General features: G+C 69.4%; 26 protein-coding genes and 1 tRNA gene. 16 read left to right on the forward strand and 11 right to left on the reverse strand.

Annotated elements, in window-relative coordinates; genetic code table 11:
* Nucleotides 1-78 precede the first annotated feature (78 nt).
* Nucleotides 79-1,608: an alpha/beta hydrolase gene (locus tag AB3M34_RS01770; RefSeq protein ID WP_370617362.1), complete on the forward strand. Its 1,530-nt coding sequence runs from the start codon at nt 79-81 to the stop codon at nt 1,606-1,608.
* 140 nt (nt 1,609-1,748) lie between these two features.
* On the opposite strand, the gene AB3M34_RS01775 is transcribed toward AB3M34_RS01770, so the two are convergent.
* Together AB3M34_RS01775 and AB3M34_RS01780 are read right to left on the reverse strand one after the other, a co-directional pair.
* Nucleotides 1,749-2,147, reverse strand: coding sequence for a pyridoxamine 5'-phosphate oxidase family protein (locus AB3M34_RS01775; RefSeq protein WP_370617363.1), 399 nt, complete (start codon nt 2,145-2,147; stop codon nt 1,749-1,751).
* Nucleotides 2,147-2,467 (reverse strand): chorismate mutase, encoded by a 321-nt coding sequence (locus AB3M34_RS01780; RefSeq protein WP_370617365.1) that lies wholly within the window; start codon nt 2,465-2,467, stop codon nt 2,147-2,149. The genes AB3M34_RS01775 and AB3M34_RS01780 overlap by 1 nt, the downstream gene beginning before the upstream one ends.
* 91 nt (nt 2,468-2,558) lie before the next feature.
* Here AB3M34_RS01780 and AB3M34_RS01785 point away from each other — a divergent pair.
* Nucleotides 2,559-2,634, forward strand: a tRNA-Thr gene (locus AB3M34_RS01785).
* 460 nt (nt 2,635-3,094) lie between these two features.
* Here the strand turns inward: AB3M34_RS01785 and AB3M34_RS01790 are convergent.
* The 4 genes from AB3M34_RS01790 to AB3M34_RS01805 are packed head-to-tail and all read right to left on the reverse strand — an operon-like array spanning nt 3,095 to nt 7,332.
* On the reverse strand, nt 3,095-4,360 hold the full coding sequence (locus AB3M34_RS01790) for an MFS transporter (protein WP_370617366.1): 1,266 nt from the start codon (nt 4,358-4,360) through the stop codon (nt 3,095-3,097).
* A complete protein-coding gene (locus AB3M34_RS01795) occupies nt 4,357-5,367 on the reverse strand; it encodes an ABC transporter substrate-binding protein (protein ID WP_370617367.1) in 1,011 nt (336 codons plus the stop codon). The genes AB3M34_RS01790 and AB3M34_RS01795 overlap by 4 nt, the downstream gene beginning before the upstream one ends.
* A 40-nt stretch (nt 5,368-5,407) precedes the next feature.
* On the reverse strand, nt 5,408-6,199 hold the full coding sequence (locus AB3M34_RS01800; RefSeq protein ID WP_370617368.1) for an ABC transporter ATP-binding protein: 792 nt from the start codon (nt 6,197-6,199) through the stop codon (nt 5,408-5,410).
* A complete protein-coding gene (locus AB3M34_RS01805; protein WP_370617369.1) occupies nt 6,196-7,332 on the reverse strand; it encodes a FecCD family ABC transporter permease in 1,137 nt (378 codons plus the stop codon). Before AB3M34_RS01805 ends, AB3M34_RS01800 begins: the two co-directional genes overlap by 4 nt.
* Nucleotides 7,333-7,520: 188 nt before the next feature.
* On the opposite strand from AB3M34_RS01805, the gene AB3M34_RS01810 reads away from it, so the two are divergent.
* On the forward strand, nt 7,521-8,105 hold the full coding sequence (locus AB3M34_RS01810; RefSeq protein ID WP_370617370.1) for a dihydrofolate reductase family protein: 585 nt from the start codon (nt 7,521-7,523) through the stop codon (nt 8,103-8,105).
* A gap of 478 nt (nt 8,106-8,583) precedes the next feature.
* Here the strand turns inward: AB3M34_RS01810 and AB3M34_RS01815 are convergent, their stop codons facing one another.
* Nucleotides 8,584-9,018, reverse strand: a complete 435-nt coding sequence (locus tag AB3M34_RS01815) for an SRPBCC family protein (protein WP_370617371.1) — start codon at nt 9,016-9,018, stop codon at nt 8,584-8,586.
* Between the two features lie 468 nt (nt 9,019-9,486).
* On the opposite strand from AB3M34_RS01815, the gene AB3M34_RS01820 reads away from it, so the two are divergent.
* From AB3M34_RS01820 to arr, 3 genes are all read left to right on the forward strand, one after another.
* Nucleotides 9,487-10,674 (forward strand): epoxide hydrolase family protein, encoded by a 1,188-nt coding sequence (locus AB3M34_RS01820; protein ID WP_370617372.1) that lies wholly within the window; start codon nt 9,487-9,489, stop codon nt 10,672-10,674.
* Between the two features lie 67 nt (nt 10,675-10,741).
* Entirely contained in the window at nt 10,742-11,143 is a 402-nt protein-coding gene (locus AB3M34_RS01825; RefSeq protein WP_370617373.1) for a VOC family protein, read from the forward strand.
* Nucleotides 11,143-11,559: an NAD(+)--rifampin ADP-ribosyltransferase gene (gene arr, locus AB3M34_RS01830; RefSeq protein ID WP_370617374.1), complete on the forward strand. Its 417-nt coding sequence runs from the start codon at nt 11,143-11,145 to the stop codon at nt 11,557-11,559. The genes AB3M34_RS01825 and arr overlap by 1 nt, the downstream gene beginning before the upstream one ends.
* Nucleotides 11,560-11,610: 51 nt before the next feature.
* On the opposite strand, the gene AB3M34_RS01835 is transcribed toward arr, so the two are convergent.
* Complete coding sequence (locus AB3M34_RS01835; protein WP_370617375.1) at nt 11,611-12,069, reverse strand: DUF6069 family protein; 459 nt, start codon at nt 12,067-12,069, stop codon at nt 11,611-11,613.
* A gap of 178 nt (nt 12,070-12,247) precedes the next feature.
* Between AB3M34_RS01835 and AB3M34_RS01840 the strand changes: the two genes are divergently transcribed.
* From AB3M34_RS01840 to AB3M34_RS01875, 8 genes are all read left to right on the forward strand, one after another.
* Nucleotides 12,248-13,366 (forward strand): sensor histidine kinase, encoded by a 1,119-nt coding sequence (locus AB3M34_RS01840; RefSeq protein ID WP_370617376.1) that lies wholly within the window; start codon nt 12,248-12,250, stop codon nt 13,364-13,366.
* Complete coding sequence (locus AB3M34_RS01845) at nt 13,354-14,070, forward strand: response regulator (RefSeq protein WP_370617377.1); 717 nt, start codon at nt 13,354-13,356, stop codon at nt 14,068-14,070. Before AB3M34_RS01840 ends, AB3M34_RS01845 begins: the two co-directional genes overlap by 13 nt.
* 76 nt (nt 14,071-14,146) lie before the next feature.
* Nucleotides 14,147-15,073 carry a methylenetetrahydrofolate reductase gene (locus tag AB3M34_RS01850; RefSeq protein WP_370617378.1) on the forward strand — a complete coding sequence of 309 codons (927 nt, stop codon included), beginning with the start codon at nt 14,147-14,149 and terminating at the stop codon, nt 15,071-15,073.
* An 8-nt stretch (nt 15,074-15,081) separates the two neighbouring features.
* A complete protein-coding gene (locus tag AB3M34_RS01855; protein WP_370617379.1) occupies nt 15,082-15,798 on the forward strand; it encodes an alpha/beta fold hydrolase in 717 nt (238 codons plus the stop codon).
* A gap of 76 nt (nt 15,799-15,874) precedes the next feature.
* Nucleotides 15,875-17,473: an MFS transporter gene (locus AB3M34_RS01860; protein ID WP_370617380.1), complete on the forward strand. Its 1,599-nt coding sequence runs from the start codon at nt 15,875-15,877 to the stop codon at nt 17,471-17,473.
* 44 nt (nt 17,474-17,517) lie between these two features.
* Entirely contained in the window at nt 17,518-18,630 is a 1,113-nt protein-coding gene (gene arsB / locus AB3M34_RS01865) for an ACR3 family arsenite efflux transporter (RefSeq protein ID WP_370617381.1), read from the forward strand.
* Nucleotides 18,627-19,610, forward strand: coding sequence for a metalloregulator ArsR/SmtB family transcription factor (locus AB3M34_RS01870; protein WP_370617382.1), 984 nt, complete (start codon nt 18,627-18,629; stop codon nt 19,608-19,610). Before arsB ends, AB3M34_RS01870 begins: the two co-directional genes overlap by 4 nt.
* Nucleotides 19,603-20,031: an arsenate reductase ArsC gene (locus AB3M34_RS01875; protein WP_370617383.1), complete on the forward strand. Its 429-nt coding sequence runs from the start codon at nt 19,603-19,605 to the stop codon at nt 20,029-20,031. The genes AB3M34_RS01870 and AB3M34_RS01875 overlap by 8 nt, the downstream gene beginning before the upstream one ends.
* Nucleotides 20,032-20,056: 25 nt before the next feature.
* Here AB3M34_RS01875 and AB3M34_RS01880 read toward each other — a convergent pair whose 3' ends face one another.
* Complete coding sequence (locus AB3M34_RS01880; RefSeq protein ID WP_370617384.1) at nt 20,057-21,481, reverse strand: FAD-dependent oxidoreductase; 1,425 nt, start codon at nt 21,479-21,481, stop codon at nt 20,057-20,059.
* Nucleotides 21,482-21,567: 86 nt separating this feature from the next.
* On the opposite strand from AB3M34_RS01880, the gene AB3M34_RS01885 reads away from it, so the two are divergent.
* The gene (locus AB3M34_RS01885) at nt 21,568-21,933 is read left to right on the forward strand and encodes a metalloregulator ArsR/SmtB family transcription factor (protein WP_370617385.1); all 366 of its coding nucleotides are present in this window, start codon (nt 21,568-21,570) and stop codon (nt 21,931-21,933) included.
* Here AB3M34_RS01885 and AB3M34_RS01890 read toward each other — a convergent pair whose 3' ends face one another.
* Both AB3M34_RS01890 and AB3M34_RS01895 read right to left on the reverse strand, forming a co-directional pair.
* Nucleotides 21,934-23,148 (reverse strand): MFS transporter, encoded by a 1,215-nt coding sequence (locus AB3M34_RS01890; RefSeq protein ID WP_370617386.1) that lies wholly within the window; start codon nt 23,146-23,148, stop codon nt 21,934-21,936. It abuts the gene before it with no gap.
* Between the two features lie 67 nt (nt 23,149-23,215).
* A complete protein-coding gene (locus AB3M34_RS01895; protein WP_370617387.1) occupies nt 23,216-23,806 on the reverse strand; it encodes a dihydrofolate reductase family protein in 591 nt (196 codons plus the stop codon).
* Nucleotides 23,807-23,872: 66 nt separating this feature from the next.
* Here AB3M34_RS01895 and AB3M34_RS01900 point away from each other — a divergent pair, with 66 nt between their 5' ends.
* Complete coding sequence (locus AB3M34_RS01900) at nt 23,873-24,712, forward strand: helix-turn-helix domain-containing protein (RefSeq protein WP_370617388.1); 840 nt, start codon at nt 23,873-23,875, stop codon at nt 24,710-24,712.
* Nucleotides 24,713-24,722: the final 10 nt, after the last annotated feature.

The following is a 24,722-nucleotide window of genomic DNA, read 5'->3' on the forward strand; positions in this document are numbered from 1 at the left end:
GATCGTCTCAACCGGTTGTCAGGAATCTCCCGTACGTTGGCTGCACGCCCAAGTTCACGTCGCCCGAAAGGAGTCGCAGTGCGTCGAAGCATCATCGCTGTCGTCGTCGTCGCACTGCTGGGCCTGAGCGCGTGTGGGAGCGCCGCAGACTCACGCGACTCCGGGCTCACGAACGGCACTCCGACGAGCGAGCCGCCGCCCGCAGACGACCTCGACCCGGCCCTGCAGGCCTTCTACGAGCAGGACGTCTCGTGGGACAAGTGCGGGCGCTACGAGTGTGCGAGTGCCGAGGTGCCGCTCGACTACGCCGCCCCTGACGGAGAGCGGGTCACGCTGCAGCTGCGCCGTCTGCCCGCCGGTGACCCAGGTGCGCGGGTTGGCTCCTTGTTCATCAACCCCGGAGGTCCTGGCGGCTCGGGCGTCGACTACGTCGCGAGCTTCACCGCCAGCGCCGGCGACGACGTCCTCGACGCCTACGACGTGGTCGGGTTCGACCCGCGCGGCGTCGGAGCGAGCACGCCGTTGGAGTGTGCCGACACCGCTCAGCTCGATGCCTACGTCAACACCGACCCGACGCCCGACGACGCGTCCGAGGAGCAGGCCTACTACGACGCCGCCAAGACGCTCGGCGAGCGCTGCCAGTCCCAGTCGGGTGACCTCGCGTCCCATGTGTCGACCGTCGAGGTGGCCAAGGACCTCGACATCCTGCGGGCCGTCGTCGGTGACTCGTCGCTGCACTACCTGGGCGCCTCGTACGGCACGATGATCGGCGCCACCTACGCCGAGCTGTTCCCGAAGCGTGCGGGGCGACTGGTGCTCGACGGCGCCATCGACCCCACGATCGACGCGGAGGGCCTCAACCGTGGCCAGGCCGAGGGCTTCCAGACCGCCCTCGTTGCCTACCTCGAGTCGTGCACGAAGGACGCCGACTGCCCGCTCGGCAACGACGTCGACGCTGCCCAGCAGAAGCTCTCGGACTTCCTCGGCGACCTCGACCAGAACCCGTTGGCCACGTCGACGTCCGGACGACCGCTGACGGAGGCGCTCGGCTTCTACGGCATCGCGGTCACCCTCTACGTCGAGGAATACTGGGAGCTCCTGACGCGAGCACTGCGTCAGGCGTTCGACGGCAACGGCACGCAGCTGCTGTTCCTCGCCGACCAATACCTCTCCCGCGACGAGAACGGCTACACCGACAACTCGGTCGTCGCTCTGAACGCCGTGAACTGCCTGGACGACCCGTCCACGGTGACGCTCGACCAGGCGCGCGACTCGCAGGCGGAGTTCACCGAGGCCTCCCCGGTGTTCGGGCGCAGCTTCGCGTGGTCGCCGGTCACCTGCACCGCGTGGCCGATCAAACCGGCAGAGCCTGCGCCTGAGATCGACGCGGCCGGTGCACCGCCGATCGTCGTCGTCGGCACGACGCGCGACCCGGCCACCCCCTACCGATGGGCGCAGGCGATGGCCGCGCAGCTCGACTCAGGGGTCCTCGTGAGCCGAGACGGTGACGGTCACACCGGCTACTCGATGGGCAACGAGTGCGTCGACGACGCCGTTGACGACTTCCTGGTCACGGGCACCCCGCCGAAGGACGGTCTGGAGTGCTGAGCTCGCCGCCGGGTGCCCTTCCGCTGGTCGAGTAGGGCGAGGAACGAGCCCGTATCGAGACCGACGACCCGACCGACCCCCCCAAGCCGCCGGGTCGGGTGCGCGATCCCCCCGTCCGCACCCGGCCCGGCTTCCACGTCTCAGGGAAGCCGGCCCATGATCCGGTCGACCTCCACGACGATCGCGACGCGGTCGGGATTCTCCCGCGGCTGCCGGTAGCGCTGCGCGTACCGGCGTACGGCGTCGGCGATCTCGTCGGGGTCACGGGTGACGCGGGCGACGCCCTCGAGGGTGAGCCAGTGTGCGCCGTCGATGTGGCCGAACGCGATGCGTGCCGGGCCCTCGCTCGCCTCGACGTTGCGCACCTTGACCGAACCCTGGTTCGTGATCACACGGGCGGTGCGCGTCGGTGCGTCGTACGTGACACCGACCGGGACGACGTGCGGGGTCCCGTCCGGGCGCAGGGTCGTCACGGTCGCCAGATGGTACGTGCTCATGAACTCGACGAGGGCCGCGTCGTCGAAGGCGATGCGGGGCATCAGCCGCGGAAGGCTTCGTGGTGGCGGATGACCTCGGAGATGATGAAGTTGAGGAACTTCTCGGCGAAGGCCGGGTCGAGGTCTGCATCGGCGGCGAGTGCGCGGAGGCGAGCGATCTGACGGGCCTCGCGCTCGGGATCGGCCGGCGGGAGGTCGTAGTCGGCCTTGAGCCGGCCCACTCGCTTCGTGCACTTGAACCGCTCCGCGAGGATGTGGACCAGCGCAGCGTCGATGTTGTCGATGCTCGCGCGCATCGACTCCAGCTCGGCGAGGGCGGTCGGATCGGCGTTGCCGGGCGACGGCTCGAGGGGTTCGCTCACGTGACCAGAGTCTACGGCCCCCGCATTGGGGTGCCGGGAGCGTCTCGGATACACTCGTCCTCGGCCAGCGGGCGATCCTCGCGAGGCCGTCGCCGCCTTAGCTCAGTCGGCAGAGCGTCTCACTCGTAATGAGAAGGTCGTCGGTTCGATTCCGACAGGCGGCTCCATTTATTCGGGCAGGTCAGAAGCCGGTTTCCGGCTCCTGGCGCCCGTCTCAGGAGCGAAGAATCGGCCCCCGTTAGCCGAAGTCATCTCACTTGCCTCCGGTCAGGCGTTCGATGAGGATGGCCGCCTCGTCCAGCAGCCTCTTGTCGGCCTGGCGGCATTCCGTCCTGGCCCTCGCCGGAGGGGCGCTTCGTGCTCCTCGTCTGGTCATCAGTGGCGCTGCCGTTCGTTCTCCCCGCGACCTTCGTCGTGTTGGTCCTCATCCGATGGGCGATGGTGCGTGGCGGGAGTCCTATGCTGACGCCCTCGCGCGTCCTCGGCGTTCTTCGTCTGGCAATCCTCGTGATCCCTGCGGCCTGGCCCCCATGGCGGTTGCCAGTTAAAAGCACCAGCCCTGACCGCCGTAGATTGTGAGCAACAAAGTCCGGCAGTCGCCGGAACCAAGCGGACCGTACTTGGCGATCACACGTCGTTGCTGCCGAAGTCGCGGCGGCGAAGGCCAGTGCTCGTTGCGATGCCGAGGCTGACGGCGAGCACCGTGGCGGCCCCGCCCAGGGCGATGGGCACGCCGGTGAGCTGGGCCGCGAGTCCACCGAGCACTGCGCCGAACGGGGTGCCGCCCCAGGCGATCATGCGTGCGGTGGTGTTGACCCGAGCCTGAAGGTGGTCGGGCGTGACGCGTTGGCGGGTGGCGATGCCGTTGAGGATCACGAGCGTGTTCGAGAACGCCCAGCCCAGCAACAGGATCAGCACCGTGGTGTAGGACGGAGTTGCCGCGAGGCCGGCGACCGCGGGGACGCCGAGTGCCAGACCGCCCAGCGTCAGCCAGCCCGTGGGGAGTCGCCGCGACAGCCATGGGAGTGCGCTCGCGGCGAGGAAGCCGCCGGCCGCGGCCGCCGCGAGCATGACGCCATACCTCCGTCCGTCGCCCGGGACTCCGAGCTCGTCGACCGCGAGGAGGACCAGCAGTGCGGTGACCGCGCCGCCGGCGATGGAGTTGCCGACCCCGACGAGGGTGAGGTCGCGCACCGTCGGTTGCCGCAGCACGAACCGCAGTCCCTCGCGGATGTCGGCCCGGAGCGTTGCACGGATCACCGATTCATCCCCAGGCCCCCCGACCGCCAGCGGCCCCATCGGGGCCGCGATGGCGAGCACGAGAACGGCCGTGCCGACGTACGCCGCCGCGTCGACGCTCAGAGCCTGCGCTGCGCCGAGCCACGCGACCAGCAGTCCGCCGAGGGCGGGGGCGGCGATGGCGACGAGGGTTGAGCTCGTCCACACGAGGCTGTTGGCCGCGACGATCCGGTCGCGACCAACGATCGCAGGCAGCGCGCCGAACGCGGCCGCGTCGAACCAGACGAACGAGGTCGCCACCACAAGCACCACGACGAGCGCATGCGCGGGGGCCAGCAAGTCGGCGGCGTGCGCGAGCGGCACGGTGGTGAGTGCCGCCGCCGAGGACAGCTGGGCGGCAACCATCAGCCTTCGCCGCGGCACTCGGTCGGCGACGGCGCCCGCGATCAACCCGAACATCAGGTAGGGCGCCACCTGGCCGGCCGCGACAAGGGCGGTGAGGAACGCGGATCCCGACAGCTGCAAGACGAGCAGCGGCATGGCGACTCCGGTCACCGCCGAGCCCGTGACTGCCACCACGCGAGCCGCCGTGAACAGCACGAGCGCGCGGTCGTGGCGCAGGCGCGCGGTGGTGACCGGAGCCGCGGCACTCATCCGTGCAGGCCCTCGGCCACGACGCGCACGCCCTCGACCGCCGCCAGGGTGCCGGGCTGGACAAAGGTGTTGTCGACCGGCACGAGGCGGCCTTGCCTGACCGCAGCGGTCTCGGCGAACGTCGAGGTGAGGTAGTCGATGGTCTCCTCTTCGTGCGCCGGACTGTTGACGGAGAAGACGAACGCCTCGGGGTCTTCGGCCAGCACGGCCTCCGGACCGACCTCGGCGGCGAAGAAGTCGGCGAACAGACCGCCGTCGTCGTCGAAGACGCTCTTGCCGCCGGCGAGCCGCAACACGTCGAGCTCGATCGCGCCGCCGATCGCGTAGAGCTTGCCGCCTTCGACGTACACCTGCGCTGCGCGCACCGGGGGCTGGTCGGCGATCGACTCAGCGACCTCTGCCAGTTCCTCGCGGGCGGTGGCCTCGAGCTCGGCCGCGCGGTTCTGCACACCGAAGACCTGCCCCAGGAACTCCAGGTCCGTGAAGGTGTCCTCGACGGCGCCGTCGGAACGGCGCTCGACGCAGCCACCGGTCGCGACGTAGCTCGCCGTGCCGAGCTTCTCGAGGTCGGCGTAGCCGGCGAAGCCCATCTCGGTGTCGAACTCGTACTCCGTCCCGCTCAGCACGAGGTCCGGGGTCTGGGAGATGAGCGTCTCCTTGTCGGGCGGCGTGTCGCTGCTGATCGACGGGATCGCGTTGACCTCCTCTGCCAGCTCGGGGCTGGGTTCGCCCAGCCTGTGCTGAGCCTGGGCGACGATACGGTCGCCGACGCCGAGCTGGATGAGGAGCTCGGTGATGCTGGGGTGGAGGCTGACTACCCGCTCTGCATTGTCGACGGTCACTTCGCGACCGCAGTTGGTCGTCGTCACGGGGTAGGGCGCGTCGCTTGACGTGGCCTGGGCCCTGTCGTCGTTCTGCGCGACGGTGCCGCATCCGCCGATGAGCAGCGCGGTCGCTACAGCGGAAGCGGGCGTCGCGAGGCGGGCGCGATGACGGATTGGGGACATGGTGATGCTCCTGTTTCTCGATGTGGGTGGGGCAGATGGTTCAGTCGGCGGCGGCCGGAGCGCGGCGGGAGACCGCGATCAAGGGCCGATGCGTACGGGGGTGGGACAGCACGTCGCAAGCGACGCCGTAGACGTCCTCCACGCGGGCGGGGGTCAGCACCTCGGCAGGCCGGCCCTGTGCGACGACTTGGCCGTCGGCCATCAGGGCGATGCGGTCGCAGTAGGTGGCGGCGAGCGTGAGGTCGTGCAGCGCCACGACACAGGTGATGTCGAGCGACGTGACCATCGCGAGCAGCTCGAGCTGGTGGCTCACGTCGAGGTGGTTGGTCGGCTCGTCCAGGAGCAGGACCTGGGGCTCCTGGCACAACGCCCGGGCGAGCAGCACCCGCTGACGCTCGCCGCCTGACAGCGTGGGGAAGGCGCGGTCGGTGAGATGCGTGCCGTCGACGCGAGCCAGGCAGGTGCGGGCGAGCTCGACGTTGCTGCGCCGCCCACCCATCGCGCGGGGGTGGGGGATGCGCCCCAGCAGCACGACATCGAGGACCGACAGCTCTAGGTCGACCGCATGGTCCTGCGTGAGCACGGCGCATCGGCGAGCCAGCTCCCGCGGTCGGGTGGTGCCGACGTTGAGCCCGGCAATGTGCACGGTGCCGGCGGCGGGTCGCGTCACGCCGTACGCCGTGCGCAGCAGGGTCGACTTCCCGCTCCCGTTGGGACCGAGCAGCCCGACCACCTCACCGGCGGCGGCGAGCAGCGAGACGCCGTGGAGGACTCGCGTCCCGCCGAGCACGACGTCGACGTCGTGGACCTCCAATGCGGCGGCAGTGCTCATGAGACGCTCCCTACCGGGCGACGACGCAGCAGCCAGAGGAAGAACGGCGCACCGACCAACGCCGTGACAACGCCCACTGGCAGCTCCCGCGGTGCCGCTGCGGTGCGCGCTATCGTGTCGACCGCGACCAGGAGAAGCGCGCCGGCGATCAGGGCGACCGGCAGCAGACGACGGTGGTCGGCACCGACGAGCAGGCGGCACACGTGCGGCACCACCATGCCCACAAAGCCAATGCCGCCGGCGACGGCGACCACGCTGCCCACGAGAACCGAGGTGGCCAGCAGGGTCTCCACTCGGAACCGGTTGACGTCGACCCCCAGCGAGGTCGCCGCATCATCGCCGGTCATCACCGCGTTGAGGTGATCGGCGCGCCAGAAGGTGTACGCCGCACCCAGGCCCAGCGCGATCGCCGGCAGCGGCAGCGTCGTCCAGTCGGCCGAGGAGATGCTGCCGAGCAGGAAGAAGAGGATGCCGGGCAGCTTTCCGTGCTCGGCGGTCACGGTCAGCCAGCTGGTGATCGCGCTGAAGAGGTAGGACAACGCAACCCCCGCCAACACCAGCCGCAAGGACTCGATGCGCCCCCCGCGCGACGCCAGCACATAGACGAGCACGCCGGCCAGCGCCGCGCCCCCGAACGCCGAACCGGTCACGAACACGCCGGGCACGCTCGCGCCCAGCGCCAGCCCGATCACCGCACCGAGCGCGGCACCCGACGATGCACCCAGCACGTAGGGATCCGCCAACGGGTTGCGGATGACCGCCTGCAAGATCGCGCCGACCAGCGCCAGCGCCGCGCCGACGACCGCAGCCAGCAGCACCCTGGGTGTCCGAAACGACCACACGATGCGATCCTCGACCGGGCTCCAGCTGGCGACATGCTCACCGGGCAGAAGATGATCCCCGAGGATCTGGAGCGTCGTCCCCGGCCTCACGCCGGCCGACCCCAGACCGACGCTCACCACCAGCGCGACGACCAGCGCTGCGCCGAGCCCTGTGACGACGAGCCATAACGGCGGGCGCGGTCGTGGACGTAACGAACGCCCATCTTGCCGACGTGAGGGGGGCGCTGCGGATGGAGGACGCTCAGGCGACACGGCGAGACGAGGCATAATGAGAATGATAACCATTCTCATTAGTGCACAGCCAGGCGGCCCCGCCGGCCTGTGGATTGCGAGACGTGGGAGCTGGGGACTCTCACGTACTAACGGGAAGGACGCGAATCTCGTGAAAGTTGGGCCGCGATGTCGAGAACACACGCCGGGCTCCGTCCCAGTGGTGGACGTGGCCACCAGGGGCGCGGCAGCCGACACAGGAGCTACTCGTGGGACGACTGATCATCAACATCGCCATGACGGTGAACGGCGCGTTCGAGGCACCGGCGCCGGAGCCGCAGGGATGGCTGGTCACCGACCCCGACAGCATGCAGGCCGGCTTGGAGATGTGGCAGGCGGCCGACGCCATGGTGCTCGGAAGAAGGACCTACGAAGGGCTGTCGGCCGCTTGGCCCCAACTTGCTCATGTCCCCGGATTCGAGGCGTACGCGGCCCGCATGAACAGCATGCCCAAGTACGTGGCATCTCGTACGCTGACCGGGCCGCTGACATGGAACGCCACCCTGCTCGAGAAGGGCGACCTCATCAACAGCATCGTGCGCCTCAAGGAAGAGCACGACGGCAACCTGATCGTTCCCTGCGCCGGCGAGCTTGCCGACAGCATGATCGCGGCCGATCTCGTCGACGAGTTCTGGTTCAACGTCAGCCCCTACCTTTGGGCGAGCGGGCCGCGTGTTCTTGATGACCTCGGCCCCGTCCGGCTCGAGCTCGTCACTGCGACGACCTTTGCTTCGGGTGTCGTCCGGTTGTGCTACCGGCCCGCGAGAGACGGTGCACCCCACACTCGGGATTGACCGAGGCGCTCGTTGGGGCGTCCGGTGACGACTCCGCGGACCGTGCGCATGGCACGATCTTGCGATGGCTACCTGAAGGCGGACATGGGCAAGCGATCGTGACGGGCCCGAGCCCGTGGCTAACCCGCGGATTAGGTGCGAGCGTTGTCCTGCTGAGCTACGTCTCGATCCAGAGGGACCTCTGGCCGCCTCTTGTCGAGTGGGTTGGTTTCGCTGCCGCGGTATCGGTCCTCGCAGGCGCTGCGATGGCGGTCGCGTTCTGCGCCGCTGTCCTCGCACGTCACTGGGCACGTCGATGGTTCGTCATCGCTGCGTCGCTCGCAGCACTCGCTCTGGTTGCGTCGTTTCCGGACGGCCTTGGAGCAGTGATGCTGACTGTCATCGCCTCGGGTCTGCAGGGGGCCGCTGCGCTCTTGGGCATCGTCACGACCTTCACAGATCGCGGGAACTGACCCGGGGGCCCACGCGGTTCTGATGGTTATGACCAGTTGTCGACGTGCAGGTCGAGCGGCGTCGGTGTGCCGGTGCCAGTCTCGAGGAACTGCTTGAGGCTGAGGATGAAGACCGCCCACTTGGTGCTGCAGTGGTGCATGAACTCCACGGGCTCCGCCCAGCCTCGATGGCCGAGCAGAACGATCGTCCAGCCGTCGTCCTGCCGGATGTCGAAGGTGATGTGCGTACCGATCCATTCGTCCGGTCCCTCGACCACCTCCCAGTCGACGCGCTCGTGCGGTCGCAGCTCGATGACTCGGGCCTTGATGTCCGCGCCGAAGTCGAGGATGCCCCCCTCTGCGTCGTCACCGGTGGTGTCGCCGATCCACCAGGCCGCGACGCCCTCCTTTGTCGCTATTGCTGTGTAAACCGTCTCGGGCGCCATGCCCTCGATCCCGATGCGGTGCAGGATGTCGACCATGTGTTCAGTCCTCTTCTCCTGTGTGTCGTCCCGGCTTCCGGGCGACTCGAGGTCGCGCCTGCACCCTTCGAACGCGGTGGTCCCTCGCTCGTGAGGCTTGGGCCGGTGTCCTCCGCGGGGCGTCCGGAGCCTCAGGCGCGGTCGTCGGTGGAGGGGGCTGGTTCCTGTCCATGCTGCCCACGGTGACCCGGTGACCTCGCCAGTCCTACGTCGAGCTGAGCTCCTGTCCGAAATGCTGGTCGGACAGTCCGCTTCTCGTGTGTTCCGGGTCGTCGGGAGTTACAGGCCGTGCTGCCGAAGCATGCGTGGCGTCCACTCCTGACCGGGCTCGTACGCGCCGGCGCTCGTGGGAGCACCGATCACGTTCAGAACGCGTGGCATGGCTCGATGAAATCACTCGGTGCGGCGCTCGGCCGACCGAAGAGAATCAGGACCCCCTTTGTCCGGAACGGCTCGTACGGTCAGAGCATGGCGACGACTCGAATGAACAACGAGACGATCACTCCGTTCACGATCGATGTCCCGCAGGCGCAGCTCGACGATCTCGCGCAGCGCCTCGCGCGGGCGCGTTTCACGACGCCGCTGCCCGGCGACGGCTGGGCGACCGGCGTTCCGACGTCGTACCTGCGCGAGCTGGTCGCCTACTGGGGCGACGACTACGACTGGCGTGCGCAGGAGGCCGCACTCAACGCGTACCCGCAGTTCGTCACCACGATCGATGGACAGCAGATCCACTTCCTGCACGTGCGCTCACCCGAGTCCGGAGCACTCCCGTTGCTCATGACCCACGGCTGGCCCGGCTCGATGGTGGAGTTCCTCGACGTCATCGGCCCGCTCACCGAGCCCACGGCGTACGGACGTGAGGAGGCGCTCGCGTTCGACGTGGTGATCCCGAGCCTTCCTGGGTTCGGCTTCTCCGGTCCCGTGCGCGACATCGGGTGGGACGAGACGCGGATCGCCCGTACATGGGCCGAGCTGATGCGCCGGCTCGATTACGACCGGTACGGCGTGCAGGGAGGCGACATCGGAGCGGGTGTCTCGCCGGCGGTGGCGCGGGTGACCGGGAGCGACGGCAGCCCCGGCAGCACCGTTCTTGGCGTGCACCTGAACGGCAACATCGGCATCCCGACGGGACAGCTCGACGGCGACGAGCTTGCAAGCCTCACCGACCTCGAGCGCGACCGCGTACGCAGGGTGGGCGAGTTCATGCAGGAGCAGTTCGGCTACATCGCCATCCAGTCGACGCGTCCTGCGGCCCTGGCCGCCGGGCTCTCCGACTCGCCGGTCGGGCAGCTCGCGTGGATCGTCGACAAGCTCCGCGAGTGGACGTATCCGCGTGAGACGCTCCCGCACGAGATCCTCGGCACGGATCGCCTGCTCACGAACGTGATGCTGTACTGGCTCACCGACACGGCCGCCTCGTCGGCGTACGTCGGATACGCGAGCGCGGAGAGCTGGGGAGATCCGCTTCCGCGCAGCGGCGTTCCGACCGGCGTCATCGTCTTCGCGGGCGACGTCGGGATCCGCCGCTACGCCGAGAAGGAACACGCGATCGTGCGCTGGGTCGACGTGGACCGCGGCGGGCACTTCGCGGCGTGGGAGGAGCCGTCGGTGTTCGTCGACGACGTCCGCGAGTTCTTTGCCGCGCTGCGATGATCACCACCAGCAGTTGCCATGAAACGGCGGTTACGGCGATCGCCGGTTGAGACGTAGGCTGACGACCATGACTGTCCGCGTGAGCGGAGTCCTGCAGCAGAGCGTGTGGGCGAGCGTTGTCAGTGACGACGCTCATGCCCTGCGTGGTTGGTTGCTCCGACTCGGGTTCAACGAAGACCTGCTGATCCCCGGTGAGCGTGAGGATGCGATCCACCACTGCCAGCTCGACTGGCCCGAGGGCGGGCGGATCCTGCTCTCGAGCACCGGTGAGCGATCCACGCCGTGCCGGCCGGGCACGGCGTCGTTGCACGTGGTGACGGCCGACCCTGACGCGGTGCTGGCTCGCACCGCTGCATTGCAGGCGAGGGTCGTGCACGAGATCGTCGATCAGACCGACTATCCGTCGCGCGACTTCACGGTGGCTGACCCTGACGGCAACCATTGGACCTTCGCAACGTTCGCGGGCTAGTGACGGTGAGTGACGCGGGGGACGAGGGGCCGTTCTTCCACGGCACAAGGGTCGATCTACAGGTGGGCGAGTTCCTCAGTGCAGGCTTCCGTTCGAACTACCGGCCCGAGATCGTGATGAACCACATCTACTTCACAGCGCTGCCTGACGGCGCCGGCCTCGCCGCGGAGCTTGCGGCAGGCGGCGGTGACCCTCGGGTGTACGTCGTCGAGCCGACAGGGGCCTTCGAGGACGACCCCAACGTGACCGACAAGAAGTTCCCCGGCAACCCCACTCGGTCATATCGGAGCAGGGAGCCGCTCAGGATTGTCGGCGAAGTGGCCGACTGGAGACGCCAGACCCCTGAGTCGCTCCAGGCGTGGCGCGACCGTTTGGCGGCGATCCGATCGGATGAACGCGGCGAGATCATCAACTGAGGTTGAACTAGTGCGGACCTCTCGCGCGCGCCCGCCACGACAGGCTGAGCCTCACGGGCGCGAAGCGTGTCGCATCCCGACGATGAGCACGACGGCGACGGTCGTGTGCAGGGCCGCGAATGCGAGCACCGCGGACGCCGAGACGCCGCCGAGCGGTCCGGCGAGGGAGACCAGGTACGACCCGATCGCGAGCCAGGTCCACGCCGTACGGGCGTGCGGTGTGACGCGTTCGAGCAGAGCGAGCAGGGTCCAGCCGGCGAGTCCCGCGAACAGGCTTGCGAGCGTGACGGAGAGGAGGCCGACCTGGATGACGTCGCCACCGCCTCCCTGTGCGGCAAGGTCGATGCCGAGGAGCGGGTCGGCGATGGTGTACACCACGTTGGCCGACGCCATCGCGACGAGGACGGTGTACCAGCGGCGCTTGCGACGCTGACTCCGGGCACAGGCGTCCGACCGATCGAGGTGGACGTCTTCGGGAGGTGCGGGGTTGTGGTGCTCAATGGTGTTCATGTCGAGCAGTCTGCTCAGGGGAACCCCGTCGGTGACACCGTCGCGCGGCTAGTTCGTCCCCATCCGAGGGTGGGGCCACCCCCTCCTTTGGTCGGATGTCACCGACGCGCGTCCGCCCTAGCCTCGGGGGATGACTCCCACTGCCGATGACCTGTGCGGAACACAGACATCGAGGCCGATGCCGCGCAAGGTCATGGCGGTGATCCTCGTCGCCATCGGGGCTCTCGTGGTGCTCCAGCTGGCGGCGGTCGCCGGCTCGGACTCCGTGCGGATGCTCGCGCTCGACATCGCGGTCGCGGTCGCCAGCCTCGCGCTCGTGCCGGTGCTGTTCCGTCACCCCGTTCCCTGTGGCGTCACTCTCGGCGTCCTCGCCGCGCTCTCACCGGTCGCCACACCGACGGCGACGATGGCCGCACTGACGGTGGCGGCGTACCGGCCGTTCCGGTCGGCGCTCGTGGTCGCTGTTGCGGGTGTCGCGGGCCATCTCGTCCTCGGTTGGTGGCGGCCGGTCGACGGGCTGCCGTACGCGTGGTACGTCCTGCTCGTGCTGGTCGTGTACTCGATGCTGGTCGGTTGGGGAGCGTACGCGAGAGCGAGACGGGCACTGCTGGACTCGTGGCGCGAGCGGGTCCGGCGCGCCGAGCGCGAGCGCGATCGGCACGTGGCCGAGGCGAGGATGGCGGAGCGGACACGTATCGCACGCGAGATGCACGACGTGCTCGCGCACAGGTTGTCGCTCCTCGCGACGTACGCCGGCGCCCTGGAGTACCGCCCCGACTCGCCGCCGGAGCGCCTCGCGGAGGCCGCGGGCGTTGTTCGGGCGGAGGTTCGCCTCGCGCTCGGCGACCTGCGCGAGGTGATCACGTTGCTGCGCGACGAGGAGGCACTCGACGATGCCCTTGCCGCGCCGCAGCCGGGCCTCGCTGACGTCGCGACTCTCGTGGAGGAGAGCCGGGAGTCCGGTACGTCGGTGACTCTCGACGTCTCGATCGATCCCGCAGCCGTTCCCGAGGGGACGGGGCGTGTCGTCTACCGGGTGGTCCAGGAGGCGCTGACGAACTCGCGTCGGCACGCTGCTGGAGAGCCGGTGCACGTCACGGTGTCGGGAGAGGAAGGCGAGGCGCTCGCCATCACCGTCCGCAACGCGATAGGCGATGGTGCCACGGCCAACGCCGACGGGACGGGTACCGGACTGATCGGGGTGCGAGAGAGGGTCGAGCTCGCCGGTGGGACGATCGACGTGGAACGTACGAGGAGGGAGTTCGGGCTGCGTGCCCATCTGCCATGGCCGAGCTGAACGGACACCACGACCACGCCGACGTCGCCGACGTCGCGACCGGCGACAGTGCGCCTCGCGACGTTCGCGTCCTCGTCGTCGACGACGACCCGCTCGTCCGGGGCGGTCTCGTGATGATGCTCGACGGCGCCTCCGGGATCCGCGTCGTGGGAGAGGGCGCCGACGGCGACGAGGTGATGGCTGCCGTTGACGCGCACGCCCCCGACGTCGTGCTCATGGACCTGCGCATGCCGCGGATGGACGGCGTCGCGGCGACCAGGCGGGTCCGCGCTCGCCCCCGGCCGCCTGAGGTCGTCGTGCTGACGACGTTCGACGCGGACGAGAACGTCGTCGCCGCGCTGCGTGCGGGCGCGAGCGGGTTCCTGCTCAAGGACACGCCGCCAGCCCGCATCGTCGAGGCCGTCCACCGCGTGATGGCTGGAGACCCGATCCTCTCTCCGCGCATCACGCGCCGCCTCGTCGATCAGACGGTGTCGGCGGCAGAAGTGCGGGTCCGTGCACGAGAGACGCTCTCGTCCCTCACTCGCCGCGAGCGGGAGGTGCTGGTCGCGATCGCCCGGGGTCGGTCCAACGCGGAGGTCGCGGCCGAGCTGTTCATGAGTGTGGCGACCACGAAGGCCCACGTGTCGAGCCTGCTCGCGAAGCTGGACGCCGTGAACCGCACGGAGCTGGCGCTCCTCGCGCACGACGCCGGGCTCGATTGAGCGACCAAGGGGCGCGCAGCGCTCTGTTCGGATACTCCAATGCATTGGTGCGGGATGACGCGCTACGGTCTCGTGCGTGGATGTGGTCGGTCGCCTTCGTGAGCGCCAGGGCGGGTTCGTCCTGTTCGCGCTCACGCCTCCGAGGCTGAAGACGGCCCCGGAACGCGTCGCAGAGATCGCCGAGACCACCATGGAGCGCCTCCGTCCACTGGGGCTCGACGGGCTGATCCTGTACGACATCGACGACGAGAGCTCACGCAACCCGTCCGAGCGGCCGTTTCCGTTCACTCCCACCCTCGACCCAGCCGAGTACCTGGCCGAGTACCTGGCCGCGTGGCAGACGCCGGTCGTCGTCTACCGAGCGGTCGGTAAGTACGGACCTGACGACCTCGGGCTCTGGCTGTCCTCGCAGGACGCCGCGCGTGTCATGACCGTCCTGGTCGGCGCGCCGAGCGCCGGTGCTGCGCCTACGATCTCCCTCTCGCAAGCACAAGATCTGCGACGTGGCGTGAACCCTGATCTCCTGCTCGGTGGAGTGGCCATCCCCGAACGCCACAGCCGACGCAGCGACGAGCATCTTCGCCTGATCGCCAAGCAGGAAGCCGGCTGCCGGTTCTTCGTCACCCAGGTCGTGTACGGCGTCAACGCAGCCAAGAACCTGGTCTCCGACTACACGTACCAGTGCGCAGCGTCAGGCATCGACCCAGTCCCTATCGTGTTCACGTTCTCGGTCTGCGGGTCCATGAAGACTCTCGAGTTCCTCCGCTGGCTGGGCGTCGACGTTCCGAGGTGGATCGAGAACGACCTGCGTCACGCGGGCGACACGCTCGGAACCTCGCTGGAGCAGGCGTACTCCGCAGCGGTAGAGCTCGCTTCGTACTGCAGGCGCCTGGGAGTCCCCTTCGGCATCAATGTGGAGAGCGTCTCGATCCGTCGAGTCGAGATCGAGGCATCGGTCGAGCTCGCGCGGCGCCTCGTCGAGCATCTCCGTAGCGGGGCATGATGGTGCGCATGGCCACTCAGATCGTTCTCGTACCTGGCTTCTGGCTCGGCGCCTGGGCGTGGGATGACGTTGCGCCCCTGCTGGTCGACCGCGGGTACGCCGTCGCCCCTCTGACCCTGCCCGGGCTCGAGTCGAGTGATTCCGACCGCGGTGAGGTCACCCTGGACGACCACGCGGACAGCATCGCCGCCACGCTCGACCGTACGGCCGAGCGGCGGGTGCTCGTCGTCCACAGCGGCGCCGCGCTGCCGGGCACCATGGTGATCGACCGACACCCCGACCTCGTCGACCACGTGGTGTTCGTCGACACGGCCCCGGTGCGGGACGGCTTCGCCATGGATCCGGAGATGGCGCGCCCCGAGTACCCGCTGGAGGCGGCGTGGGAGGGAGAGATGGCTGAGGGCAGCATGCGCGACCTCGACGACGAGCAGCTGGAGGCGTTCCGGCGCCGCGCCGTGCCGCAGCCGGGCCGCACCGTCAGCGGCCAGGTGCACCTGTCGAACCCGGCTCGGGTCGCCGTGCCCGGTACCGTGGTGTGCACCGCGTTCCCGTCCGCGGACTACCGCTCCTACGCCGAGCAGGGTGCGGGCTTCCTCGCTGGGCTGCTGGACCACACCGGACTCACGTACGTCGACCTGCCCACCGGGCACTGGCCGATGTGGTCGCGGCCGGCCGAGCTCGCCGACATCATCGACCAAGCCGCACGCAACGTGCAGCTTCGCTAGAGTCTGAGCTCAGCTGACGGCTGGGTGTCGGCGCCTGTTCGGCGTCGCCGTGTGCACCGTGAGCCGAGAGGGCGGCATGAGCACCGGTCCAGCGGAAGGTTCGGAGGGCGACGGCTCCGGGAGTCGCCGGCTGATGCTGCTGCTTGCCGCGGCGATGTTCGTCCTGGTGGTCGACACCTCGCTCATGAACGTGTCGATCTCCGCGGTCATCACGGACCTCGACACGACGGCCAGCGGCGTCCAGTCGGCCATCGCGCTCGAGGCGCTGGTGTCGGCAGCGTTCATCCTGATCAACAGCAAGGTCGGCGACCTCATCGGTCGCAAGCGGGCCTATGTCCTCGGTCTGCTGGCGTACGCCGCCGGTGCTCTCGCCATGACGCTCGCGCAGAGCCTCACGGCGATCGTCATCTTCTGGGCGATCATCGGCGGGCTCGGGGCATCCCTGCTGCTGCCGGCGATGCAGTCGCTGATCCACGGCAACTTCTCGGGCGCTGCCCAGAAGCAGGCGTACGCGCTGGTCGGCGCGGCGGCCGCCATCGCCGCCGCAGTGGGTCCGCTGCTGGGTGGCTTCGTCACCACCTACCTGTCCTGGCGCGTCGGGTTCGCGCTTGAGGTGGTCATCATCGGCGTCGTCCTGGCCCAGATCGGACTCGTCCGCGACGTCCCGTACACCGGCTCGCGACAGGTCGACGTGGTCGGCGCCGTCCTGTCCGTGCTCGGCATGGGCGGTGTGGTGCTCGGGATCCTGGTGTGGCAGGAGGGCGGCGAGTTCGTCGGCCTGCTCATGGGTATCGGCGCCGTTGCGCTGGTGCTGCTGGCCCGGTGGCTCCGCCGGCGCAAGCGTGAGCAACGCGTCCCGCTGCTGGATCCGGATCTCTTCCGGCACCCGAACTTCACCGCGGGCGTCTCGGGCCAGATGCTGCAGCAGATCACGCTGGGCGGGGCGATGATCGCGCTACCGCTCTTCTTCCAGATGACGCTCGAGTACGACGCCCTGGAGGCCGGGCTGTCGCTGGCTCCTCTGTCGTTGACCATGTTCGTGGCGGCCATGGTGGCCGGCAGACAGGCCGGGAAACGGCGCCCGGCCGCGATCATCCGCTCCGGTTTCCTCCTTGCCAGCGTCGGCATCGGAGTCATCATCCCGTTCGTCCCGCGGGTGGACAGCGGCTGGTACCTGGTGATCCCTCTCGCCATCGTCGGCTGCGGACTCGGACTGCTGGTGTCGCAGCTGAACAACTACACCCTCGCGCCGGTGGAGGAGGAGCGTGTCAGCGAGGCGGCCGGCGTCAACTCGGCGGCCGGCTCCTTCGGGCTGTCGTTCGGCCTCGCCATGGCCGGGGGACTCATGCTCGCCGCACTGTCGGTCAGCTTCACCCAGATGACCGCGAGCAGCGAGGTCATACCGGAACCAGAGCAGCAGCAGATCGCCTCCGCCCTGGAGCACGATGCCGAGGTCATGAGCGACACCGCGCTCGCCGAACAGATCACCGGCCAGCCCCCAGCGGTGGAGGCGGAGGTCGTGGCCATCAACAACGATGCCCGCAACCTCGCGCTGCAGATCGCCCTGCTGGTGCCGTTGCTGGCCGCCCTCGTCGGACTCGGCAACTCCTTCCGCATGCTTCGCCTGCCCGATCAGAAACCGTCGTCCTCGCTCGACGGGATGGACCTCGGCTGAGATCCGGCCTGCCCACCTGTATTGAAGTGTGTCAACATAGATGAATGTCGATACAGACGCCGCCGGCCCCGTCGGCGACTCGCCGGCTCTCCATGCTGGATCGCTGGCTCCCGCTGTGGATCGGCCTGGCGATGGTCGTCGGGTTGATCCTCGGGCGAGGTGTGCCCGGTCTCTCCGACGTGCTGTCGGCGCTCGAGGTCGGCGGCATCTCGGTGCCGATCGCCCTCGGGCTCTTGGTAATGATGTATCCGGTTCTGGCGAAGGTGCGCTACGACAAGGTCGCGGTGGTGACCGGTGACAAGCGGCTTCTCGCGAGCTCGCTGGTCCTGAACTGGCTCGTCGGGCCGGCGCTGATGTTCGCGCTCGCCTGGATCTTCCTCGCCGACCTTCCCGAGTACCGGACCGGGCTGATCATCGTCGGACTGGCACGCTGCATCGCGATGGTGGTGATCTGGAACGACCTCGCGTGCGGCGACCGCGAAGCAGCCGCCGTTCTGGTCGCCGTCAACTCCGTCTTCCAGGTGGTGGCGTTCTCCCTCCTCGGCTGGTTCTACCTGACCGTGCTGCCCGAGTGGCTCGGTCTCGACACGCAGGGCCTCGACGTCTCGGTCGGTCAGATCGCGCTCAACGTCCTGGTGTTCCTCGGGGTGCCGCTCGTCGCCGGCTTCGCCTCACGCTGGATCGCCGAGCGTCGCAAGGGGCGCGACTGGTACGAGGAGCGGTTCCTGCCGCGGGTCGGCCCGTGGGCGTTGTACGGGTTGCTGTTCACGATCGTGCTGCTCTTCGCGCTGCAGGGCGAGGCGGTGACGTCGAACCCGTGGGACGTGGTCCGGATCGCGCTTCCGCTGCTCGTCTACTTCGCGGTGATGTGGGGGGCGGGGATGGTGGCCGGGAAGGCGTACGGCATGGGCTACGCGCGGTCGACCACCCTGGCGTTCACGGCGGCCGGCAACAACTTCGAGCTCGCGATCGCGGTCGCGATCGGCACCTTCGGAGCCGCTTCGGGGCAGGCGCTCGCGGGCGTCGTCGGTCCGCTGATCGAGGTGCCGGTCCTGGTCGGCCTCGTGTACGTCTCGCTGTGGCTGGGACGTCGCTGGTTCCACGTCGACCCCTACGCGACCACCGCGTCGCCCGTCGCCGAGGCGGTCACGCGATGACCACGTCGCACGCGATCGGCAGCGAGGTCGCCGTCACCCTGGCCACCACGCTGAAGGCGCTCGCGGAGCCGTTGCGTCTGCGGATGCTGTCGGCGATCGCGTCCAGTCCGACAGGGGAGTCGTGCGTGTGCGATCTGGCCGACCTCGCCGCGGTCTCTCAACCGACCGTTTCGCACCACCTGAAGGTGTTGAAGGACGTCGGTGTCCTCGTGTCGGAGCGTCGCGGCACGTGGGTCTGGTACCGGGTGGCCGACCCCTTCAAGCCTGCCGTCACCACGCTCCTCGACTCGTTCGCGCCCGCCGCGATCCAGCGCCTCCACCTGCCTGCGCACCGTGAGCTCGAGGACGTCGATGCCGTCCTGGCGAGGCGCGCCGGCGAGCTCGCTGACTCGTACCCGACGGTCGATGCGTCCCTGGTGCTGTCGACGGTTCGCGAGTCGTACACGGCACTCGCTCGTGCCGCGTCGGTGACGCCGCACCTGGTGGCGCTGACCGAGCGGTTCTCTCGCCAACGCCTCGACGACGTGCAGCGGGATCGCGAGACCGCGCGCCCGCAGGTCTTGTTCGTGTGCGTCGCCAACGCCGGTCGATCACAGCTCGCCGCCGCTCTCGTCCGCGCGTATGCGGGCGATCGGGTCGTCGTACGGTCGGCGGGTTCCACGCCCGGGGCCGAGGTCCACCCGGGCGTGACGGAGATGCTCGACGCGCTCGCCCCCGGGGCGGGAGCCGCCTTCCCGAAGCCGCTGACCGACGATGCCGTCCGCGCCGCCGACGTCGTCGTGACGATGGGGTGCGGCGACGTCTGTCCTGTCATCCCCGGCGTCCGCTACGAGGAGTGGCTGGTCGGGGATCCCGCGCTCGCCTCACCGGACGGGCTGGCCGCGATCAGTGGAGAGATCGATCACCGCGTCCGCGCTCTTCTGTCCGACCTCGTTCCCGACCTGACCTTGCCCGCCTCGAAGGAGCTGCCCGATGCCTGAGTCACGCCCACAGGTGCTGTTCGTCTGCGTGCACAACGCCGGCCGCTCGCAGATGGCCGCGGGCTTCCTTGCCGACTTGGCCGGCGACGCGGTGGAGGTCCGGTCCGCCGGATCGATGCCGGCCGAGCAGATCAACCCGATCGCCGTCCAGGCGATGGCGGAGGTCGGCATCGACCTCCGCAGCGAAGTGCCGAAGGTCCTCACCGATCAGGCGGTCGAGGAGTCCGACGTCGTGATCACCATGGGATGCGGTGACACGTGTCCCTACTTCCCGGGCAAGCGCTACGAGGACTGGAAGCTCGACGACCCGGCGGGTCAGGGGATCGACGCCGTCCGCCCGATCCGCGACGGGATCCGCAACCGCGTACGCCTCCTGCTCGACGAGCTCGGTGTCGATCCCGTCGGACCCGCTCACCCCTGAGCGGGCCGACGGGATCGCGCGACGGTCAGCCGCAGCAGCCGCCGGTGTCGCCGGACCGGCCGTGCTCGACACCGGTGGCGAAGCCGACCCCGACGGGAGTGCCGACCTTGAGGGTGAGCAGCTCGGGCTCGGACGGTGCGGTGCCGCAGCAGGCGACCGCGACCTCGTTGCCGTCCGCGTCGAGGGCCAGGTCGGACGAGCAGACTCCGGTCTCCGGCAGGTTGAGCTCGACTGCGTCAGCGGCTGCTCGGTCGCCCGCCAGCGCGGCCGCGATCGAGCGGACCTGCTCGTAGCCCGTCGCCATCAGGAACGTGGGTGCGCGGCCGTACGACTTCATGCCGACGATGTAGAAGCCGTCGTCGGGGTGACTCAGCAGCTTCTCGCCGTGCGGCGGCACCGTGCCGCACGAGTGGAAGTTCGGGTCGATCATCTCGGCGATGCCTGCCGGGCACTCGAGCGCCGGGTCCAGGGCGAGCCGGACCTCGCGGAGCATGTCGAGGTCGGGACGGAAGCCGGTGGCGTTCACGATCGCGTCGACGGGCAGGTCGAGTGCTGCGTCGCGGGAACGGCCGAGGATCCGCACGCCCCGCTCGTCGGACCGGAGCTGGTCGATCTCGACGAAGGTGAGCAGCTGGACGCGACCCGAGTCGACGGCCTCTTTGAGGCGGGTCCCGAGCAGCCCGCGTGCGGGGAGCTCGTCGTCGGTGCCGCCACCGTACAGGCGTCGCGGCGAGCCGCTGCGGATCGCCCAGGTGATCTCGGTGCCAGGCTCGTCCTCGGCGAGCGTCACGAGGCTGAGGAGAGTGTTGGCTGCGGAGTGCCCCATGCCGACCACGAGCGTGTGGCGCCCGGCGAAGCGGGCGCGTTCCTTGCCCAGCGCGTCGGGGAGCGGCCCGGTGACGAAGTCCGTCGCGTCGGTCTCTCCGAGTGCCTGGAGCCCTCCGACGCCGAGCGGATTGGATTCCTCGTAGGTGCCCGAGGCGTCGATGACCGCACGCGCGAGCAGGTCTTCGACCGTGCCGTCTGCCTTGAGGGTGCGGACGCGGTAACCGTGGCGCTCGCGGCCGAGGGTGCGGGTCTTGTCAGGGGTGAGGCGGGAGACGCCGAGAACGCGCGTGCTCGTGCGGATCCGTCCCGCGAGCTCAGGAGTCGCGGCCAGCGGGGCGAGATAGTCGTCGACCAGCTCGCCGCCGGTGGGCAGGCCGTCGAGGTCCGGTGCGGTCCAGCCCGTCGCCTCGAGCAGCCGCTGCGCGGCAGGGTCGATGTCGTACCGCCAGGGCGAGAAGAGTCGGATGTGGCCCCAGGACGCCATCGCCGAGCCGACCTGTTCGCCCGCCTCGACGACGACCGGCTCGAGCCCTCGCTCGAGCAGGTGGGCCGCCGCAGCGAGCCCGACGGGCCCCGCCCCGATGACGAGGGTCGGAAGACTCTCTCGTGCGATGTCGCTCATCACTGCTCCTGGTTGATCGAAGAACTTCAATGCATGGGTACGGCACGAATATATCCACGTTCTTCGATGCGTGGCAAGATGGAGCCATGAGCGCCACGATCTCTCTCGCGATCACTCCGACGGCCGGTGCCTGCTGCGCACCCCTCGCCCGGTCGGCAGTCGACCTCGACACCGCTCGCGACCTCGCGCTGAGGTTCAAAGCACTGGCCGACCCCGCTCGGGTGCAGCTGCTCTCGATCGTGGCAGCGCACGCCGGCGCAGAGGCGTGCGTGTGCGACCTGACCGAGCCGGTCGGGCTGAGCCAGCCGACCGTCAGCCACCACCTCAAGATCCTGGTCGACGCCGGCCTGCTCAGGCGCGAGAAGCGGGGCCGCTGGTCGTACTACTCGCTCGTGCCGGGCGCGCTGTCCGACCTCGGTGCCGCCCTCGACGAGACGGCCGCGCCGAGCTGATCAGGCCAGGAGCGGGCGGCGCGGCATCGTCAGCGGCGCGAGCAGCGTCGCAGCGGCCGCCACCCCGGCGAGGACGAGGAATGCTGCGGGATATCCACCCAGCGCCTCGGCAAGGAGCGCCCCGAGCCACGGTGAGATGGCCACGGCGAACATCAGCGGCGCTGAGAGCACCCCGTTGAGGGCCCCGTACCGGTGCACACCCCACCGGTCGGTCACCGCCGTCGCCTGGATCAGGGTGCACACTCCTCGTGCGGTTCCGGCGAGGAAGGAGACGACCGCCAGCAGCGCGTACGGCCCTGGGACGACCGCGAGGAGGAGGGTCGTCGCGGCCACGGACGCGAGTACGAGGATCGTCCTGGTTCGCACGCCGGTCGCCTCCTCGAGGCGGCGGTAGCCCAACCGTCCGCAGACCTGACCCACGCCTCCGATGCCCAGCACGATCGCGGCCGACTCTGTGCTGAGACCGCGCTCGATCAGCATCGGGACGAGGTTCACCACCCCCGCGTAGATGGCGGCAGCCGCCAGACAGATCGCCGCCGTCAGCGCGATGAACGCGCCCGACCTCCACACGGGCGGACCGTCGGGGTCGGTGGCAGCGCGCGCCGGTTGCCCGACCTCCGGCCACGGCTGCCGCAGGCCCCACCAGTGCAGCGGAACGGTGACCAGGAGGACGGCCGCGAGCACCCCGTACGTCCAGCGCCATCCCTGGGAACCCAGCAGGACCGCCGTCAGAGGAGCGAAGACCGTGCTCGCCAGGCCGGCCACCAGCGTCACCGCCGTCAGGGCTTTCACTCGTGCCGCGCCGCCCCAGTGCGTCAGCGCCGCGAAGGCCGGAGCGTAGAGCGTCGCGGAGCACGCAACGCCGACGACGAGCCACGCGGCGACGAACCACGGCAGGCTCGGGGCTGACGCGACCCCGACGACCGCGACCACGCCGAGCCCAGAGCCCGCCGTCATGACCCACCGTGGACCGCGGCGATCGATGCTGCGACCGACGGCGACGCCGACCAGACCGGCCACCACCTGGCTCACGGAGAAGGCGGCGACGACGGCGCTCCTCGGCCACCCGGTGTCAGCGACCAGCTCCGACAGGACGACCGGGAAGGCGTAGTAGAGGACTCCCCAGCTCACGATCTCCGTCACGCAGAGGACGGCCGTGACTCGTCGGAGCGCGCCACCCTGCAGCGCCCTGTCGTCGACCGCCTGCCCCGTCATCCGACCTCCGTCACGAGAGCCAGCCACGAGCGTACATCGAGAGACGTCAATGGGTTTCCGGTGGCGGCTACTGCGCCTGCAGGACGTCGTACCCGAGCACCAAGGTGCCGCGGCTGGTCGTTCCCGACGCGGTGACTCTGAGGGGCCGGGGCGCCGGAAGGTCCCGGAACAGTCGCTTGCCGGTGCCGAGGAGCAGGGGATGCACGAACAGGCGGACCTGGTCGACGAGGTCGAGGAGCATCAGCTCGTGCACGAGCGCGCCGCTGCCGAGTACGGCGATGTCACCGTCGCCGCTGGACTTGAGCGCGACGACAGCCTGCTCGAGCTCTCCGTCGAGGACCTCGGCGCCGTCCCATTCGAGGTGGGTCAGGGTGCGCGTCGCGACGTACTTCGGTGTCCGGTTCAGCTGGCGCGCCATGGGGTTGTCCTCAGGCTGGAACGGCCAGAACGCCGCCATCTTCTCGTAGGTTCGCCGTCCGAAGAGGTAGGCGGTGGTCTGGCTCGGGCCGCCGGCGGCGACGGCCTCGTGGATGGCATCGGCGTAGGGCGCTCCCCATCCCCCGTGGACGAAGCCGCCGTCGGTGTCCTCGTCCGGGGACCCCAGACCCTGCATGACACCGTCGACGGTCAGGAACTCGATGACGACCAGTTTTCGCATGTCTTGGATGCTGCACGTTCCTGGTCACGTGTGGCTTGAAGGAAATTGACCGGCGATACTCCGCACATGGAGGGCGGACACAGGATCGACCTCGTACGCCACCGTGTCTCCCCGGCTCTGGACGGCCTGGTCGCCGGCGTGGTGGGCTTGTCCGAGCGTGCTCCGGGTGTCGTACGCCGCCGTCAGCCGGCGGGCACACTCCTGCCTCTCGTGTTCTCCTTCGGCAACCCGCTGACGATCGGACCTGTGGCAGACGCCGCCGGCGCTGCCTCGTACGAGTCCTTCCTCGCCGGGCTCTCGTCGAGCCCTGCGACGACGCAGTTCGAGGATGGCCAGGACTGTGTGCAGGTCTACCTGACCCCGATCGGTGCTCGCCGGATCCTGGGTGTGCCGGGCAGCCAGGTGGCCGGCAGGGTGCTTGCCGTCCGCGACGTCGGACCGCGCACGGACGGCTACCTCACCGAGCGGCTTCGTGGCGCGACGACGTGGACAGAGCGGTTCGACCTCGTCGAGCGCGTGCTGCTCCAGCAGCTGGAGCGGGAGGTCGGTGCCCCGGCGTGGGTCGGCTGGATGTGGAGCCAGATCGCGCAGAGCGGCGGGCGTGTGCGGATCCGCGATCTTGTCGACCGCACGGGCTGGAGCCATCGCTACGTCACGACCGTATTCGCCGAGGAGATCGGCCTCACCCCCAAGCGGGCGGCCGGAATCGTACGCTTCGAGCGAGCGGCGGCCGATCTCGGTCGGTTCCCGCTTGCCGAGATCGCGGCGCGGCGCGGCTACGCCGACCAGAGTCATCTCGCTCGTGACGTCGCCCGCTACGCCGGTGAGACCCCGAGCGAGCTCGCCGCCGCGCAGCGCCCGACGGCGTGGACTGCTCTCGGGCCGCTCGCCCGGACTCGGCGATGAGTCCCGCCGA

It is taken from the genome of Mumia sp. Pv4-285 (genome assembly GCF_041320275.1).
Taxonomy (GTDB): Bacteria; Actinomycetota; Actinomycetes; order Propionibacteriales; family Nocardioidaceae; genus Mumia; species Mumia qirimensis.

Coding starts and splice junctions, on each gene's coding strand:
- AB3M34_RS01900 (WP_370617388.1), top strand. CDS start 23,873: ATGGAGGGCGGACACAGGATCGACCTCGTACGCCACCGTGTCTCCCCG.
- AB3M34_RS01870 (WP_370617382.1), top strand. CDS start 18,627: ATGACCACGTCGCACGCGATCGGCAGCGAGGTCGCCGTCACCCTGGCC.
- AB3M34_RS01820 (WP_370617372.1), top strand. CDS start 9,487: ATGGCGACGACTCGAATGAACAACGAGACGATCACTCCGTTCACGATC.
- AB3M34_RS01815 (WP_370617371.1), bottom strand. CDS start 9,018: ATGGTCGACATCCTGCACCGCATCGGGATCGAGGGCATGGCGCCCGAG.
- AB3M34_RS01855 (WP_370617379.1), top strand. CDS start 15,082: ATGGCCACTCAGATCGTTCTCGTACCTGGCTTCTGGCTCGGCGCCTGG.
- AB3M34_RS01860 (WP_370617380.1), top strand. CDS start 15,875: ATGAGCACCGGTCCAGCGGAAGGTTCGGAGGGCGACGGCTCCGGGAGT.
- AB3M34_RS01790 (WP_370617366.1), bottom strand. CDS start 4,360: ATGAGTGCCGCGGCTCCGGTCACCACCGCGCGCCTGCGCCACGACCGC.
- AB3M34_RS01775 (WP_370617363.1), bottom strand. CDS start 2,147: ATGCCCCGCATCGCCTTCGACGACGCGGCCCTCGTCGAGTTCATGAGC.
- AB3M34_RS01825 (WP_370617373.1), top strand. CDS start 10,742: ATGACTGTCCGCGTGAGCGGAGTCCTGCAGCAGAGCGTGTGGGCGAGC.
- AB3M34_RS01890 (WP_370617386.1), bottom strand. CDS start 23,148: ATGACGGGGCAGGCGGTCGACGACAGGGCGCTGCAGGGTGGCGCGCTC.
- AB3M34_RS01880 (WP_370617384.1), bottom strand. CDS start 21,481: ATGAGCGACATCGCACGAGAGAGTCTTCCGACCCTCGTCATCGGGGCG.
- AB3M34_RS01840 (WP_370617376.1), top strand. CDS start 12,248: ATGCCGCGCAAGGTCATGGCGGTGATCCTCGTCGCCATCGGGGCTCTC.
- AB3M34_RS01800 (WP_370617368.1), bottom strand. CDS start 6,199: ATGAGCACTGCCGCCGCATTGGAGGTCCACGACGTCGACGTCGTGCTC.
- arsB (WP_370617381.1), top strand. CDS start 17,518: ATGTCGATACAGACGCCGCCGGCCCCGTCGGCGACTCGCCGGCTCTCC.
- AB3M34_RS01795 (WP_370617367.1), bottom strand. CDS start 5,367: ATGTCCCCAATCCGTCATCGCGCCCGCCTCGCGACGCCCGCTTCCGCT.
- AB3M34_RS01875 (WP_370617383.1), top strand. CDS start 19,603: ATGCCTGAGTCACGCCCACAGGTGCTGTTCGTCTGCGTGCACAACGCC.
- AB3M34_RS01885 (WP_370617385.1), top strand. CDS start 21,568: ATGAGCGCCACGATCTCTCTCGCGATCACTCCGACGGCCGGTGCCTGC.
- AB3M34_RS01895 (WP_370617387.1), bottom strand. CDS start 23,806: ATGCGAAAACTGGTCGTCATCGAGTTCCTGACCGTCGACGGTGTCATG.
- AB3M34_RS01845 (WP_370617377.1), top strand. CDS start 13,354: ATGGCCGAGCTGAACGGACACCACGACCACGCCGACGTCGCCGACGTC.
- AB3M34_RS01805 (WP_370617369.1), bottom strand. CDS start 7,332: ATGAGAATGGTTATCATTCTCATTATGCCTCGTCTCGCCGTGTCGCCT.
- AB3M34_RS01835 (WP_370617375.1), bottom strand. CDS start 12,069: ATGAACACCATTGAGCACCACAACCCCGCACCTCCCGAAGACGTCCAC.